The sequence below is a fragment of the Serratia sp. CY33802 genome (assembly GCF_052169095.1).
Taxonomy (GTDB): domain Bacteria; phylum Pseudomonadota; class Gammaproteobacteria; order Enterobacterales; family Enterobacteriaceae; genus Serratia; species Serratia bockelmannii.
The window spans coordinates 38520-51320 of sequence record NZ_JBJNLL010000001.1 but is presented as its reverse complement, the minus strand read 5'-3'; the positions used below and the strand labels follow the sequence as shown (position 1 = coordinate 51320).

The window sequence follows — 12801 nt, the reverse complement described above, 5'->3', positions numbered from 1 at the left end:
AAATCAATTTTATTATTATATGCCCGCGCGGGAGAATAGCCCCATCGATTTTCTACCCGAGCGCATCGCCATGAGATTCCTGCCCGATCGTTTTACCATGACGCTGATCGCCACCGTGCTGCTGGCGTCGTTCCTGCCGGCGCGCGGCGAGTTCGTCGGCTGGCTCAACGCCCTGACCATCGCCGCCATCGCCCTGCTGTTTTTCATGCACGGCGCCAAGCTGTCGCGCGAGGCCATCCTGGCCGGCAGCAATAACTGGCGGCTGCATCTGTGGGTGATGTTCAGCACCTTCATCATTTTCCCGGCGCTGGGGATGCTGTTCGCCTGGTGGGCGCCGATCGACGTCAGCCCCGAACTGTACGCCGGTTTCATCTACCTGTGCATTCTGCCCGCCACCGTGCAGTCGGCCATCGCCTTCACCTCGCTGGCGGGCGGCAACGTCGCGGCGGCAGTGTGCAGCGCTTCCGCCTCCAGCCTGCTCGGGATCTTCGTATCGCCGCTGCTGGTCGGCCTGTTGATGAACGTGCACGGCGATACCGGCGGCCTGCGGCAGGTCGGTTCGATCGTGCTGCAGCTGCTGGTGCCGTTTGTCGCCGGCCACCTGCTGCGACCGCTGATCGGCGGCTGGATCGAGCGCCATCGGCCGCTTATCGGTAAAACCGACCAGACCTCGATTCTGCTGGTAGTGTACGCCGCCTTCAGCGAGGCGGTGACGCACGGCATCTGGCATCAGGTGGGGATCGGTTCGCTGGCGTTTATCGTCGGCGGCAGCATCGTGCTGCTGGCGATCGTGCTGGTGGTGAACACTTACATGGCGCGTTGGCTGGGGTTCAGCAAAGCGGACGAGATCACCATCGTATTCTGCGGTTCGAAGAAGAGCCTGGCGAACGGCATTCCGATGGCCAATATCCTGTTCCCGGCGGCGACGGTGGGGATCATGGTGCTGCCGCTGATGGTGTTTCATCAGGTGCAGCTGATGACCTGCGCAGTGCTGGCCAAAAGATACCAGCGCAAGCAGCGAGCGCAACAGGCGGTGCCCAACGCCAACGCACAGGCGTCGCGCGGGTAAAAAAAAGACGGGCCAAGGCCCGTCAGTTCAGCTTTTCTTCAGCGGCTTGACCAGGTGGTCAAGCCCTTCGATTTTAATCGCCAGCGTCATCTCCATCAGCATGCCGAGCTTGCCTTTGGGGAATTCGCCCTTGCGGGCGAACCACAGCAGGTACTCTTCGGGCAGATCGATCAGCACCCGCCCTTGGTACTTGCCGAACGGCATCACTGTATTGGCGATCTCCAGCAGGTTTTCTTTTTCCATCACTCACCCAGCAAGCGGATCATCTCCGCTTCGTCGATCACGGCGATACCCAGCTCCTGCGCCTTCGCCAGCTTGGAACCGGCCGCCTCACCGGCGATCACCAGATCGGTTTTCTTCGACACGCTGCCGCTGACCTTGGCGCCCAGCGCCGTCAGGCGATCTTTGGCCTCGTCGCGCGACAGCTGGCTCAGCGAGCCGGTCAGCACCACGGTTTTGCCGGCGAACGGGCTGTCTATCTCTTCCGCCGCCACCACCACCGGCGCCGGCCAGTGGATGCCGATCTCGGCGCCCACCAGCTCGTTGATCACCTGCTGATTGAGCGCTTCATCGAGGAAATTGCGGGTGTGTTTGGCCACCACTTCGCCGACGTCCGGCACCTCTTTCAGCGCCTCGATGTCAGCGGCGAACAACTTCTCGAGCGATCCGAAATGCGCCGCCAGGTTGGCGGCGGTCGCTTCGCCGACCTCGCGAATGCCGAGCGCATACAGGAAGCGGGCGAAGGTGGTCTGTTTGGATTTCTCCAGCGCATTGACCAGGTTCTGCGCCGATTTCGGCCCCATGCGATCCAGACCGGTCAGAATGCCGGCGGACAGCCGGAACAGATCGGCCGGGTTCTTCACGTACTCCTTGTCCACCAGTTGCTCGATGATCTTGTCGCCCATGCCTTCAACGTCCAGCGCGCGGCGGGAAACGAAATGCTTCAACGCCTCTTTGCGCTGCGCGCCGCAGATAAGACCGCCGGTGCAGCGCGCCACGGCTTCGCCTTCCACGCGCTCAACGTCGGAGCCGCACACCGGGCAGTGCAGCGGGAACACCACTTCGCGCGCATCCTGCGGCCGGCGGTCTTCCAGCACCCCCACCACCTGCGGGATCACGTCGCCGGCACGGCGCACGATCACCGTATCGCCGATGCGCAGCCCCAACCGCTCAATTTCATCGGCATTGTGCAAGGTGGCATTGCTGACGGTCACCCCGGCCACCAACACCGGCTCAAGGCGGGCCACCGGCGTAATCGCGCCGGTGCGGCCAACCTGAAACTCCACTTCGCGCACCACGGTGATCTGCTCCTGGGCCGGGAATTTGAACGCCGTCGCCCAACGCGGTGCTCGCGCCACAAAGCCCAGCGTTTCCTGCAGATCGATGTCGTCAATCTTGATCACCACGCCGTCGATGTCGAAACCGAGCTGTGCGCGGTCCTGCTCGACCTGACGATAAAACGCCAGCACTTCCTCGCTGCCGGTGCGGCGCTGGGCGCGATCGCTAACCGGCAGGCCCCAGGCCTTGAACTGCATCAGGCGCTCAAAGTGGCTGCGCGGCAGCTCGCCGCCTTCCAGCAGGCCGACGCCGTAGCAGAAGAAGGTCAGCGGGCGTTTAGCGGTAATGCGCGGATCGAGCTGGCGCAGCGAACCGGCGGCGGCGTTGCGCGGATTGGCAAACACCTTGCCGTCTTTGCGCCGCGCCTCTTCGTTCATCTGTTCAAAACCGGCCTGCGGCATGAACACTTCGCCGCGCACTTCCAGCCGGCGAGGGATGTTGTCGCCGGTCAGGCGCAGCGGGATGGCGCGAATGGTACGCACGTTGGTGGTGATGTTCTCCCCGGTGGTGCCATCGCCGCGCGTCGCCGCGCGCACCAGTTCGCCGTCTTCATACAGCAGGCTGACCGCCAGGCCATCCAGCTTCAGTTCGCAGCAGAAGGTCAGCGGATCGCTGCTTTTGAGCCTGTCCTGCACGCGCTTGTAAAACGCCAGGAAACTTTCTTCGTCGAACACGTTGTCCAGCGACAGCATCGGCACTTCGTGACGCACCTGGTCGAACGCCGCAAGCGGCGCCGCGCCCACGCGCTGGGTCGGCGAATCGGCGGTGATCAGCTCCGGATGCGCGCTCTCGAGCTCGCGCAGCTCACGCATCAGGCGGTCATATTCCGCATCCGGCACTTCCGGCGCATCCAGCACATGATACTGGTATTCATGATGGCGCAATGTGGCTCGTAGTTGATTGATTTGTTGGATTATCGATTCCATGGCTCACCATCAAAGATAAAAAACCCCCGGCTAGCGGGGGCTTTGTTGTTACGGATGTTCAGTGCGCGCGGCAACCCGGTCAGGCGTTGTTTTCCAACACTTCACGGATACGCGCTTTGTAGGTTTCCAGCTTCTGCGGCGTCATCATGCGGCGCTCGTCGTCCAGCACCACGCCGCCCACGTCGTCGGCGATGCGCTGCGCCGACTGCAGCATCAGCTTGAAGTTCTGATTGGCGTCGCCGTAAGACGGCACCATCATGAACATCGACACGCCCGGCGTGGAGAAATCGGACATCATGTCAGGATCGAACGACCCCGGCTTGACCATGTTCGCCAGGCTGAACAGTACCGGGCCGCTGCCGGCCGGGCTGATATGGCGGTGGAAGATGCCCATCTCGCCAAACTGGAAGCCCGCCTGCAACACGCTCTGCAGCAGCACTTCGCCGCCGATCACGCCGCCCTGATGGGCCGCGACGTGCAGCACCAGCACGGTCTCTTTCAGCTTAGCCTGAATTGGCGCAGCCGCAGGCTGCGGTGCAGGTTCCGGCGCAGGCTTCACTTCCGGCGCTTGCTGCACAGGAGCCGGTTCGGCGTGGAATGCCGGTTCTGCCCCCTGCGGCGCCTCATGTTCATGCGGCAGATCGTCGACGCGCGGCTCACGGCGCACGGCCGGTTGCGGTTGCTGCGGTTCGGCCTGTTCTTCGTCCGGCGCGTAGTTGTTCAGCAGGATATCATCATATTCCGGCCGCTGAGACAGCGGAGGCGGCGTCTGATGGGCAGCCGGCTGAACGGCGTGGGGCGCTGGCGCAGCCGCCGGAGCGGGCTTCGGCGCGGCCACGGGTTCTTCGCGTGCGGCATCGAAATGGCCGAATGACGGCTCGTCTTGCGGGTGAGCGGCGCGTACGCGCACCTCACCGACGCCTTCTTCGAGATCGTCGATCGGAGTTTGTTCACGTTCCTTTTGGGAACGTTTGGCTGGGCGATCGCGGAAGAGCGCTGACCGTTCTTTGCGACTGGTCCACAGACCGTGCAATAACAGCGCTATTATGGCGATCGCGCCAACAACGATTAATATCAGACGCAAATCCTGCATCATTGCTATCTCTGTTGTTCCAATACATTGCCACCGCGGCAAACATTCACTCTTTAACTCTATTTGCCCGCGCACACAAGTGCAAGTCCGTGCTGAACTTTATGCCAATAAAGATGATTATACTGCCTTTTTCTGCTGGTTTTTCAGCCAACCCTACCCTAGCCAGTGGAAAATCATCCCTATATGATAATGATGCCTGTTCAGACAACGAGATAACTTAAGATATGTCCTATACGCAGCTCCCTTCCCGATCGACCAGCGGCATTCACTATTTCGCCGAAGGCTGGCGCCTGATTTCGCGCCCGGGGATTAAACGCTATGTGGTCCTGCCGTTGCTGGTCAACGTGCTGCTGATGGGCTCCGCTTTCTGGTGGCTGTTCAGCCGGCTTGGCGATTGGATCCCGGCGATGATGAGCCACGTTCCCGACTGGCTGCAATGGTTGAGCTACCTGCTGTGGCCGCTGGCGGTCATTTCGGTGCTGCTGGTGTTCAGCTATCTATTCAGCACTATCACCAATCTGATCGCCGCGCCGTTCTGCGGCCTGCTGGCCGAGCAGCTCGAAGGCAGCCTGACCGGCAAACCGCTGCCGGACACCGGCCTGCTCGGCATCGCCAAAGATCTGCCGCGCATCATGGCGCGCGAATGGCGCAAGCTAATGTATTACCTGCCGCGCGCGCTGCTGCTGCTGGCGCTGTACTTCGTGCCCGGCATCGGCCAGACGGTGGCGCCGGTGCTGTGGTTCCTGTTCAGCGCCTGGATGCTGGCGATCCAGTATTGCGACTACCCGTTCGACAACCACAAGGTGAGCTTTGCCGACATGCGCCGCGCTTTGCGCCAGCACAAAACCGACAATCTGCAGTTCGGCGCGCTGGTCAGCCTCTTTACCATGATCCCGATCCTCAACCTGGTGATCCTGCCGGTCGCCGTCTGCGGCGCCACCGCGATGTGGGTCGATCGTTATCGCACGCAATTCGTCCGATAATCGCCGTTTTTTACCGCCGACAGCGCGGGAATTTTCGACAGGGCGCGCATTTCGCGCCCTTATCATTGTGCTTAAAACTTATTTCCTAATAACATATAGATATACCAATTCTTTACTTCCCTGCCGGTACTGTTAGCGTATGCTTTCGATGTTCCCCACATTTTCATAGAGTTAAAGGACGGGCTATGAGCAAGATATATGAAGACAACTCATTAACAATCGGCCATACGCCGCTGGTTCGTCTGAACCGTATCGGCAACGGACGCATTCTGGCCAAGGTTGAATCACGCAACCCGAGCTTCAGCGTCAAATGCCGCATCGGTGCCAATATGATTTGGGATGCGGAACAACGCGGCGTGCTGACCGCCGGCAAGGAACTGGTGGAGCCGACCAGCGGCAACACCGGCATCGCGCTGGCCTTCGTCGCCGCTGCGCGCGGTTACAAGCTGACGCTGACCATGCCGGAAACCATGAGCATCGAGCGCCGCAAGCTGCTCAAGGCGCTGGGCGCCAATCTGGTGCTGACCGAAGGGGCGAAAGGCATGAAAGGCGCCATCGCCAAAGCCGAAGAGATCGTCGCCACCGATCCGAACCGTTACCTGATCCTGCAGCAGTTCAGCAACCCGGCCAACCCGGCCATCCATGAAAAAACCACCGGCCCAGAAATCTGGGAAGACACCGATGGGGAAGTCGACGTGTTCATCTCCGGCGTCGGCACCGGCGGCACATTGACCGGCGTCAGCCGCTACATCAAGAACACCAAAGGCAAGGCCATCACCACCGTGGCGGTCGAGCCGACCGACTCGCCGGTCATCAGCCAGGCGCTGGCCGGTGAAGAGCTGAAACCGGGCCCGCACAAGATCCAGGGCATCGGCGCCGGCTTCATTCCGGGCAACCTCGATCTTGACCTGGTGGATCGCGTCGAGAAAGTCTCCAACGACGAAGCCATCAGCATGGCGCGTCGTCTGATGGACGAAGAAGGCATCCTGGCGGGCATCTCCTCCGGCGCAGCGGTCGCGGCGGCGGTGAAACTGGCCGAAGAACCGGCGTTCGCCGACAAGACTATCGTGGTCATCCTGCCCTCTTCCGGCGAACGTTATCTCAGCACCGCGCTGTTCGCCGATCTGTTCACCGAGCAGGAATTGCAGCAGTAATTCCGCAACTGCACAAATCGCTAAAAAAGCACCCTGCGGGGTGCTTTTTTGTGGACTGGATCAAACTTTATAGCAGTCCAAGATTGCTTTTGCCCGTCGCCTTTAGTATTTAACGTTGCATTATTTCGATGCGCAAAATTAATCACTCTCCGAGCACGGTCAAGGCTGAATCGATTTACTCATCTGTCGCCGACGCGGCGAATCGGGCATAATGGGGAGCGGATTGGAACGACGTCTAAAGCCGAGTTTTTTGATCTGAAGTGCCTAACGCGTCGTTTTCTGTTGCATCAACGTTCGCCCCTGTCCATAGTCAGGCGCTATAACCAGACAAGTTAAAGTCAGGCCCCTGGGCTAAACTTTAACTCCACAACATTAATCCAATAAGTTGGGGAAACATCAATGTTCCAGCAAGAAGTTACTATTACCGCTCCGAATGGTCTGCATACTCGCCCTGCCGCTCAGTTCGTTAAAGAAGCCAAAGGCTTCACGTCTGACATCACCGTGACCTCCAACGGCAAAAGCGCCAGCGCTAAAAGCCTGTTCAAACTGCAAACTCTGGGGCTGACTCAAGGGACCGTAGTGACCATCTCAGCTGAAGGTGAAGACGAGCAGAAAGCCGTTGAGCACTTGGTAAAACTGATGGCAGAGCTTGAGTAATCGGCCCGTCTTTTTAGTTAACACCAGTCAAGAGTAAGGTAGGGTTATGATTTCAGGCATTTTAGTATCACCGGGCATCGCTTTTGGTAAGGCTCTCTTGCTGAAAGAAGACGACATCGTCATCAACCGGAAAAAAATCTCTGCTGATCAAGTAGAGCAGGAAGTCTCGCGTTTTCTGGCCGGCCGCGCAAAAGCGTCCGAACAGCTGGAAGCGATCAAGACCAAAGCTGGCGAAACCTTCGGCGAAGAGAAGGAAGCTATCTTCGAAGGCCACATCATGTTGCTGGAAGACGAAGAGCTTGAGCAGGAAATCATAGCCCTAATCAAAGACGATCTGGCCTCCGCAGACGCCGCCGCCTACACCGTGATCGAAGGTCAGGCAAAAGCGTTGGAAGAGCTGGACGACGAATACCTGAAAGAACGCGCCGCCGACGTGCGCGACATCGGCAAACGCCTGCTGCAAAACATTCTGGGCATGCCGATCGTCGATCTGGGCTCCATTCAGGACGAAGTGATCCTGGTGGCCACCGATCTGACCCCGTCCGAGACCGCGCAGCTGAACCTGGACAAAGTGCTGGGCTTCATTACCGATCTCGGCGGCCGCACCTCCCACACCTCTATCATGGCGCGCTCCCTGGAGCTGCCGGCGATCGTCGGTACCAGCGACGTGACCAAGCAGGTGAAAAACGACGACTACCTGATTCTGGATGCGGTTAACAACAAAATTTACGTTAACCCGACCGCTGACGTTATCGATCAGCTGAAAGCCGCCCAGAACCAATACATCACCGAGAAAAACGATCTGGCCAAGCTGAAGGACCTGCCGGCGATTACGCTGGACGGCCATCAGGTTGAAGTCTGCGCCAACATCGGCACCGTGCGCGACGTCGCGGGTGCAGAGCGCAACGGCGCGGAAGGCGTCGGCCTGTATCGTACCGAATTCCTGTTCATGGACCGTGACTCGCTGCCGACCGAAGACGAGCAGTTCCAGGCTTATAAAGCCGTGGCGGAAGCCATGGGCTCGCAGGCCGTGATCGTCCGCACCATGGACATCGGCGGCGACAAAGACCTGCCGTACATGAACCTGCCGAAGGAAGAGAACCCGTTCCTCGGCTGGCGCGCCATCCGCATCGCGATGGACCGCCGTGAAATCCTGCACGCCCAGCTGCGCGCCATCCTGCGCGCCTCGGCGTTCGGCAAACTGCGCATCATGTTCCCGATGATCATCTCCGTGGAAGAAGTGCGCGATCTGAAAGGCGAAATCGAGACGCTGAAGGCGCAGCTGCGCGAAGAAGGCAAGGCGTTTGACGAGAGCATCGAGGTGGGCGTGATGGTGGAAACACCGGCTGCGGCGGTCATCGCTCACCACCTGGCGAAAGAAGTCGACTTCTTTAGTATTGGGACAAACGATCTAACCCAGTATACTCTGGCGGTAGATCGCGGCAACGAGCTGATTTCTCATCTCTATAACCCGATGTCCCCATCAGTACTTAGCCTGATCAAACAGGTTATTGATGCATCTCACGCAGAAGGCAAGTGGACCGGCATGTGCGGCGAACTGGCTGGCGATGAGCGTGCTACACTGTTGTTATTGGGCATGGGGCTGGATGAGTTCAGCATGAGTGCGATTTCAATCCCGCGCATCAAGAAAATTATTCGTAACACGAATTTCGAAGATGTGAAGGCGTTGGCAGCGCAGGCCTTGGCACAGCCAACGGCACAAGACCTGATGAATTGCGTCAATAAATTCATCGAAGAAAAAACGCTCTGCTAAACTTCCACGACACTGGAACGCCGCCCAATTTAATGCTTAGGAGAAGATCATGGGTTTGTTCGATAAACTGAAATCTCTGGTTTCTGATGACAAGAAAGACACGGGCACTATCGAGATCGTCGCTCCCCTTTCTGGCGAAATCGTCAATATCGAAGATGTGCCGGACGTAGTGTTCGCTGAAAAAATCGTTGGCGACGGTATCGCCATCAAACCGGCCGGTAACAAAATGGTTGCTCCGGTTGACGGCACCATCGGTAAGATTTTCGAAACCAACCATGCATTCTCTATCGAATCCGACAGCGGCATTGAGCTGTTCGTCCACTTCGGCATCGATACCGTAGAACTGAAAGGCGAAGGCTTCAAACGCATCGCCGAAGAAGGTCAGCGCGTCAAGAAAGGTGACGTGGTTATCGAGTTCAACCTGCCACTGCTGGAAGAGAAAGCCAAGTCTACCCTGACGCCGGTCGTTATCTCCAACATGGACGAGATCAAAGAGCTGATCAAACTGTCCGGCAGCGTGACCGTTGGCGAAACCCCGATCATCCGCATCAAGAAGTAAGCGCGGATGAGCAAGAAAAACGGCGCCCTCGGCGCCGTTTTTTTATCCCCTTCGTCGTATCCCAATCTCGCTACGTTATGACGACCAGCGCGGGATACGCAGGGTAATGACCAGCCCCTCTCTGTCGCCGTTGCGCGCCTCAACCTGGCCGCCGTGCGCCAATACCACCTTGCGGGTGATCGCCAGCCCCAGGCCGTAGCCCTTGCCCGACTGCGCCGACTTCACGCGTACGAACGGATCGAAGATGCTCGACAGCTTCGCCTCTTCGACCCCCGGCCCCTGATCGCTGACGGCGATCTGGAACTGGTTATCGACGCGCGACAGCGCCACCGTCACCCGCTGGCCGTGGCTGGAAAAGCGCAGCGCATTGCGCACGATGTTGTCCACCGCTCGCCGCATCAGTTCCGCATTGCCCTTGACGGTGTACTCCACGTCCGACTCGGCCTGCAGCACGATATCCACGCCGGGCACCTGCGCCTCGTAGCGTGCATCGCTCACCACCGCATCCACCAGGCCGTACAGATCGAAGTACTCCTCGTCCGGCAGGCTACTGTGTTCGGTACGCGACAACGCCAGCAGCTCGCCGATCATTTTGTCCAGCCGCCCCGACTCGTGTTCGATACGTTTGAGCGAGGCTTCGACGTTACCGGCATTCTGCCGCGCCAGGCCAATCGCCAGCTGCAGGCGCGCCAGCGGTGAACGCAGCTCGTGCGAAACGTCATGAAGTAACTGCTCGCGGGCGCTAACCAGCAGTTCCAGCCGCTCGGCCATGGTGTCGAAATCGCGCGCCACGTCGGACAGCTCGTCATGGCGGCGCCGCATGTTCGGGAACAGCCGCACCGACAGATCGCCCTGCGCCACCCGATCCAGGCCGCCGCGCAGCTGACGCATCGGCCGGGTCAGGTTCCAGGCCAGCACGGCGCTGAACAGCAAACCGCCCAGCCCGCCGACCCACAGCATCGGCGCAGGAATGTTGAAGAAGTGGGAACGCCGCTCCGGCCGATACTCTTCCCGCAGCCCGCGCACGTCATAGCTCAGCCAGTAACCTTGCCCTTCTCCGGTCTGCACCCAGGCGGAAATCGCTTTCGGCATACGACGCCCTTCAAACACCGGTTCTTCCGGCGCGGGCGGCGGCGGTTGGGTCATCGGCGTAACCGACAGCAGACGCCTGTCGTCCTCGGGCCAGTCGCGCATCAGGGCTTCCAGCGCCGGCATACCGCCGCTGCGCAACTGGGTGGCGGCGGAGGTCAGTTGCAGGCCAATGACCCGCCGCGCCATGGCGTTCTCCGGCGGCACATAACGATCGCCATAAAGAGAAAACGCCACCCACAGCGCCTGCGTCATGATGAGGAAGGTCAACCAAAAGCCGAGTAAAATTTTCCAGAACAGTCTTCCGCGCATATCAGGTTACCGGATGCGATAGCCGATGCTGCGCACCGTCTCGATGCTGAGCTTACTGCCGGCCAACGCGCTCAGCTTCTGGCGAATATTGCTGATGTGCACGTCCACGCTGCGGTCATAGGCCTCACGCGGGCGCCCCAGCCCCTTCTCGGACAGCTCGTCCTTCGACACCACGCGATCCGGCGCGCGCAGCAACAGCTCCAACAGATTGAATTCCGAAGCGGTCAGATCAAACGCCTTACCGCGCCATTCGCTGCTGCGGGTTGAAGGGTTCAACGTCAGCTCGCCGAAGCTGATAGCGGCTTCGTCGTCCGCCTCTTGCGGCCGCTCTTCGAAACGGCGCAGCACCGCGCGCAGACGCGCCACCAATTCGCGCGGGTAGCACGGTTTGGGCATGTAATCGTCGGCGCCCATCTCCAGGCCAATCACCCGATCGATGTTGTCACCTTTGGCGGTCAGCATGATGATCGGCAGCCGGCTCTTTTTACGTACGTCCCGCAGCACGTCAATGCCGCTCATGTCCGGCAGCATGATGTCGAGGATCATCGCGGTATAGTCGCCCGACAGCGCGCCCTCTACCCCCGCCTTGCCCGTCAGCACTAGCGTGGCATCGAAGCCTTCGCCGGTCAGGTATTCGCTCAGCATGGTGCCAAGCTCCAGGTCATCGTCGACCAGTAAAATTTTCATGCCTTGCTCCTTCACCGATTTTCGTTATTTTCCCGCCAATTCCGCCGGCCCGCAGCCGGTTTTACTCAATCCTTACACATCGCTCTTTGCGTCTCGCCACCGTTATTGTGGCCGCTGCCGCGCAATTTCTCTACTTCAGTCATGGCATTGGCGCACGAGCAAGCGGCAGCTACCACGCAAGCGGGGCTGCCGTCTGTCGAAAGGAAAGGGGGAAAGATTCTCCCGACGGAACACACCGCCGGGAAGGAGCGATCAGTCGAACACGCCGGTAGAGAGGTAACGGTCGCCGCGATCGCAAACGATCGCCACCACGACGCTGCCAGGGTGGGCCGCCGCGATGCGCAAGGCGCCGGCTACCGCACCGCCGGAGCTGACGCCGCAGAAAATGCCTTCACGCTGCGCCAACTGGCGCATGGTCTGCTCGGCATCGCCCTGTTCGATATCCAACACCTGATCCACCAGCTCCGGGCGGAAAATCCCCGGCAGGTAAGCAGGCGACCAACGGCGAATGCCGGGGATGTTGCTGCCCTCCGCCGGCTGCAGGCCGACGATCTGCACCTGCGGATTCTGGCTCTTCAGGTAACCGCCCACGCCGGTAATGGTGCCGGTGGTGCCCATGCTGGAAACGAAGTGCGTGATGCGCCCTTCGGTCTGGCGCCAGATCTCCGGGCCAGTGGTGGTGAAGTGGGCATAAGGATTGTCGAGATTGTTAAACTGATCCAGCACCTTGCCCTGCCCCTGGCGCTGCATCTCCAACGCCAGATCGCGCGCCCCTTCCATCCCCTGCTCACGGCTGACCAGGATCAGTTCCGCACCGTAGGCGCGCATCGCCGCCTGCCGTTCCAGGCTCATGTTCTCCGGCATCAGCAGCTTCAGCGTATAGCCTTTCAATGCAGCGATCATCGCCAGTGCAATGCCGGTGTTGCCGCTGGTAGCCTCGATCAGCACGTCGCCGGGCTTGATCTCCCCGCGCAGCTCCGCCTGCTGGATCATCGCCAACGCGGCGCGATCCTTCACCGATCCCGCCGGGTTATTGCCTTCCAGTTTGACCCATACTTCGCTGCCCGCCTGGGCGGCCAGCCGTTGCAGTTTTACCAGCGGGGTATTCCCGATGCATTGTTCGAGCGTTGTCACGATCTTTGCCTGTGTGTTGGTGTGCG

General features: G+C 59.8%; 12 protein-coding genes. 6 read left to right on the top strand and 6 right to left on the bottom strand.

The genetic code is table 11. The features are described 5' to 3' along the window. The first annotated feature begins 70 nt into the window (after positions 1-70). On the top strand, positions 71-1069 hold the full coding sequence (locus ACJ8HA_RS00260) for a bile acid:sodium symporter family protein (RefSeq protein ID WP_442515152.1): 999 nt from the start codon (positions 71-73) through the stop codon (positions 1067-1069). Positions 1070-1096: 27 nt separating this feature from the next. On the opposite strand, the gene ACJ8HA_RS00255 is transcribed toward ACJ8HA_RS00260, so the two are convergent. From ACJ8HA_RS00255 to zipA, 3 genes are all read right to left on the bottom strand, one after another. Beyond that, positions 1097-1312 carry a DUF3820 family protein gene (locus ACJ8HA_RS00255; RefSeq protein WP_004936441.1) on the bottom strand — a complete coding sequence of 72 codons (216 nt, stop codon included), beginning with the start codon at positions 1310-1312 and terminating at the stop codon, positions 1097-1099. Continuing rightward, positions 1312-3333: an NAD-dependent DNA ligase LigA gene (gene ligA, locus ACJ8HA_RS00250; protein WP_025303779.1), complete on the bottom strand. Its 2022-nt coding sequence runs from the start codon at positions 3331-3333 to the stop codon at positions 1312-1314. Before ligA ends, ACJ8HA_RS00255 begins: the two co-directional genes overlap by 1 nt. A gap of 79 nt (positions 3334-3412) precedes the next feature. Further along, on the bottom strand, positions 3413-4429 hold the full coding sequence (gene zipA / locus ACJ8HA_RS00245; RefSeq protein WP_043140339.1) for a cell division protein ZipA: 1017 nt from the start codon (positions 4427-4429) through the stop codon (positions 3413-3415). A 221-nt stretch (positions 4430-4650) separates the two neighbouring features. Between zipA and cysZ the strand changes: the two genes are divergently transcribed. The 5 genes from cysZ to crr all read left to right on the top strand — a co-directional run bounded on the left by cysZ (position 4651) and on the right by crr (position 9553). Continuing rightward, positions 4651-5409, top strand: coding sequence for a sulfate transporter CysZ (cysZ, locus tag ACJ8HA_RS00240; RefSeq protein WP_025303781.1), 759 nt, complete (start codon positions 4651-4653; stop codon positions 5407-5409). 185 nt (positions 5410-5594) lie between these two features. Further along, on the top strand, positions 5595-6563 hold the full coding sequence (gene cysK / locus ACJ8HA_RS00235) for a cysteine synthase A (protein ID WP_004936453.1): 969 nt from the start codon (positions 5595-5597) through the stop codon (positions 6561-6563). Positions 6564-6962: 399 nt separating this feature from the next. Beyond that, on the top strand, positions 6963-7220 hold the full coding sequence (ptsH, locus tag ACJ8HA_RS00230) for a phosphocarrier protein Hpr (RefSeq protein ID WP_004936458.1): 258 nt from the start codon (positions 6963-6965) through the stop codon (positions 7218-7220). Between the two features lie 46 nt (positions 7221-7266). Then, complete coding sequence (ptsI, locus tag ACJ8HA_RS00225) at positions 7267-8994, top strand: phosphoenolpyruvate-protein phosphotransferase PtsI (RefSeq protein WP_025303782.1); 1728 nt, start codon at positions 7267-7269, stop codon at positions 8992-8994. Positions 8995-9043: 49 nt separating this feature from the next. Beyond that, complete coding sequence (crr, locus tag ACJ8HA_RS00220; RefSeq protein ID WP_004936467.1) at positions 9044-9553, top strand: PTS glucose transporter subunit IIA; 510 nt, start codon at positions 9044-9046, stop codon at positions 9551-9553. 75 nt (positions 9554-9628) lie between these two features. Here the strand turns inward: crr and ACJ8HA_RS00215 are convergent, their stop codons facing one another. From ACJ8HA_RS00215 to cysM, 3 genes are all read right to left on the bottom strand, one after another. After that, on the bottom strand, positions 9629-10954 hold the full coding sequence (locus ACJ8HA_RS00215) for an ATP-binding protein (RefSeq protein ID WP_025303783.1): 1326 nt from the start codon (positions 10952-10954) through the stop codon (positions 9629-9631). Between the two features lie 6 nt (positions 10955-10960). Beyond that, entirely contained in the window at positions 10961-11641 is a 681-nt protein-coding gene (locus tag ACJ8HA_RS00210; protein ID WP_025303784.1) for a response regulator transcription factor, read from the bottom strand. A 252-nt stretch (positions 11642-11893) separates the two neighbouring features. Beyond that, positions 11894-12775 carry a cysteine synthase CysM gene (gene cysM / locus ACJ8HA_RS00205; protein ID WP_197826384.1) on the bottom strand — a complete coding sequence of 294 codons (882 nt, stop codon included), beginning with the start codon at positions 12773-12775 and terminating at the stop codon, positions 11894-11896. Between the last annotated feature and the right edge of the window lie 26 nt (positions 12776-12801).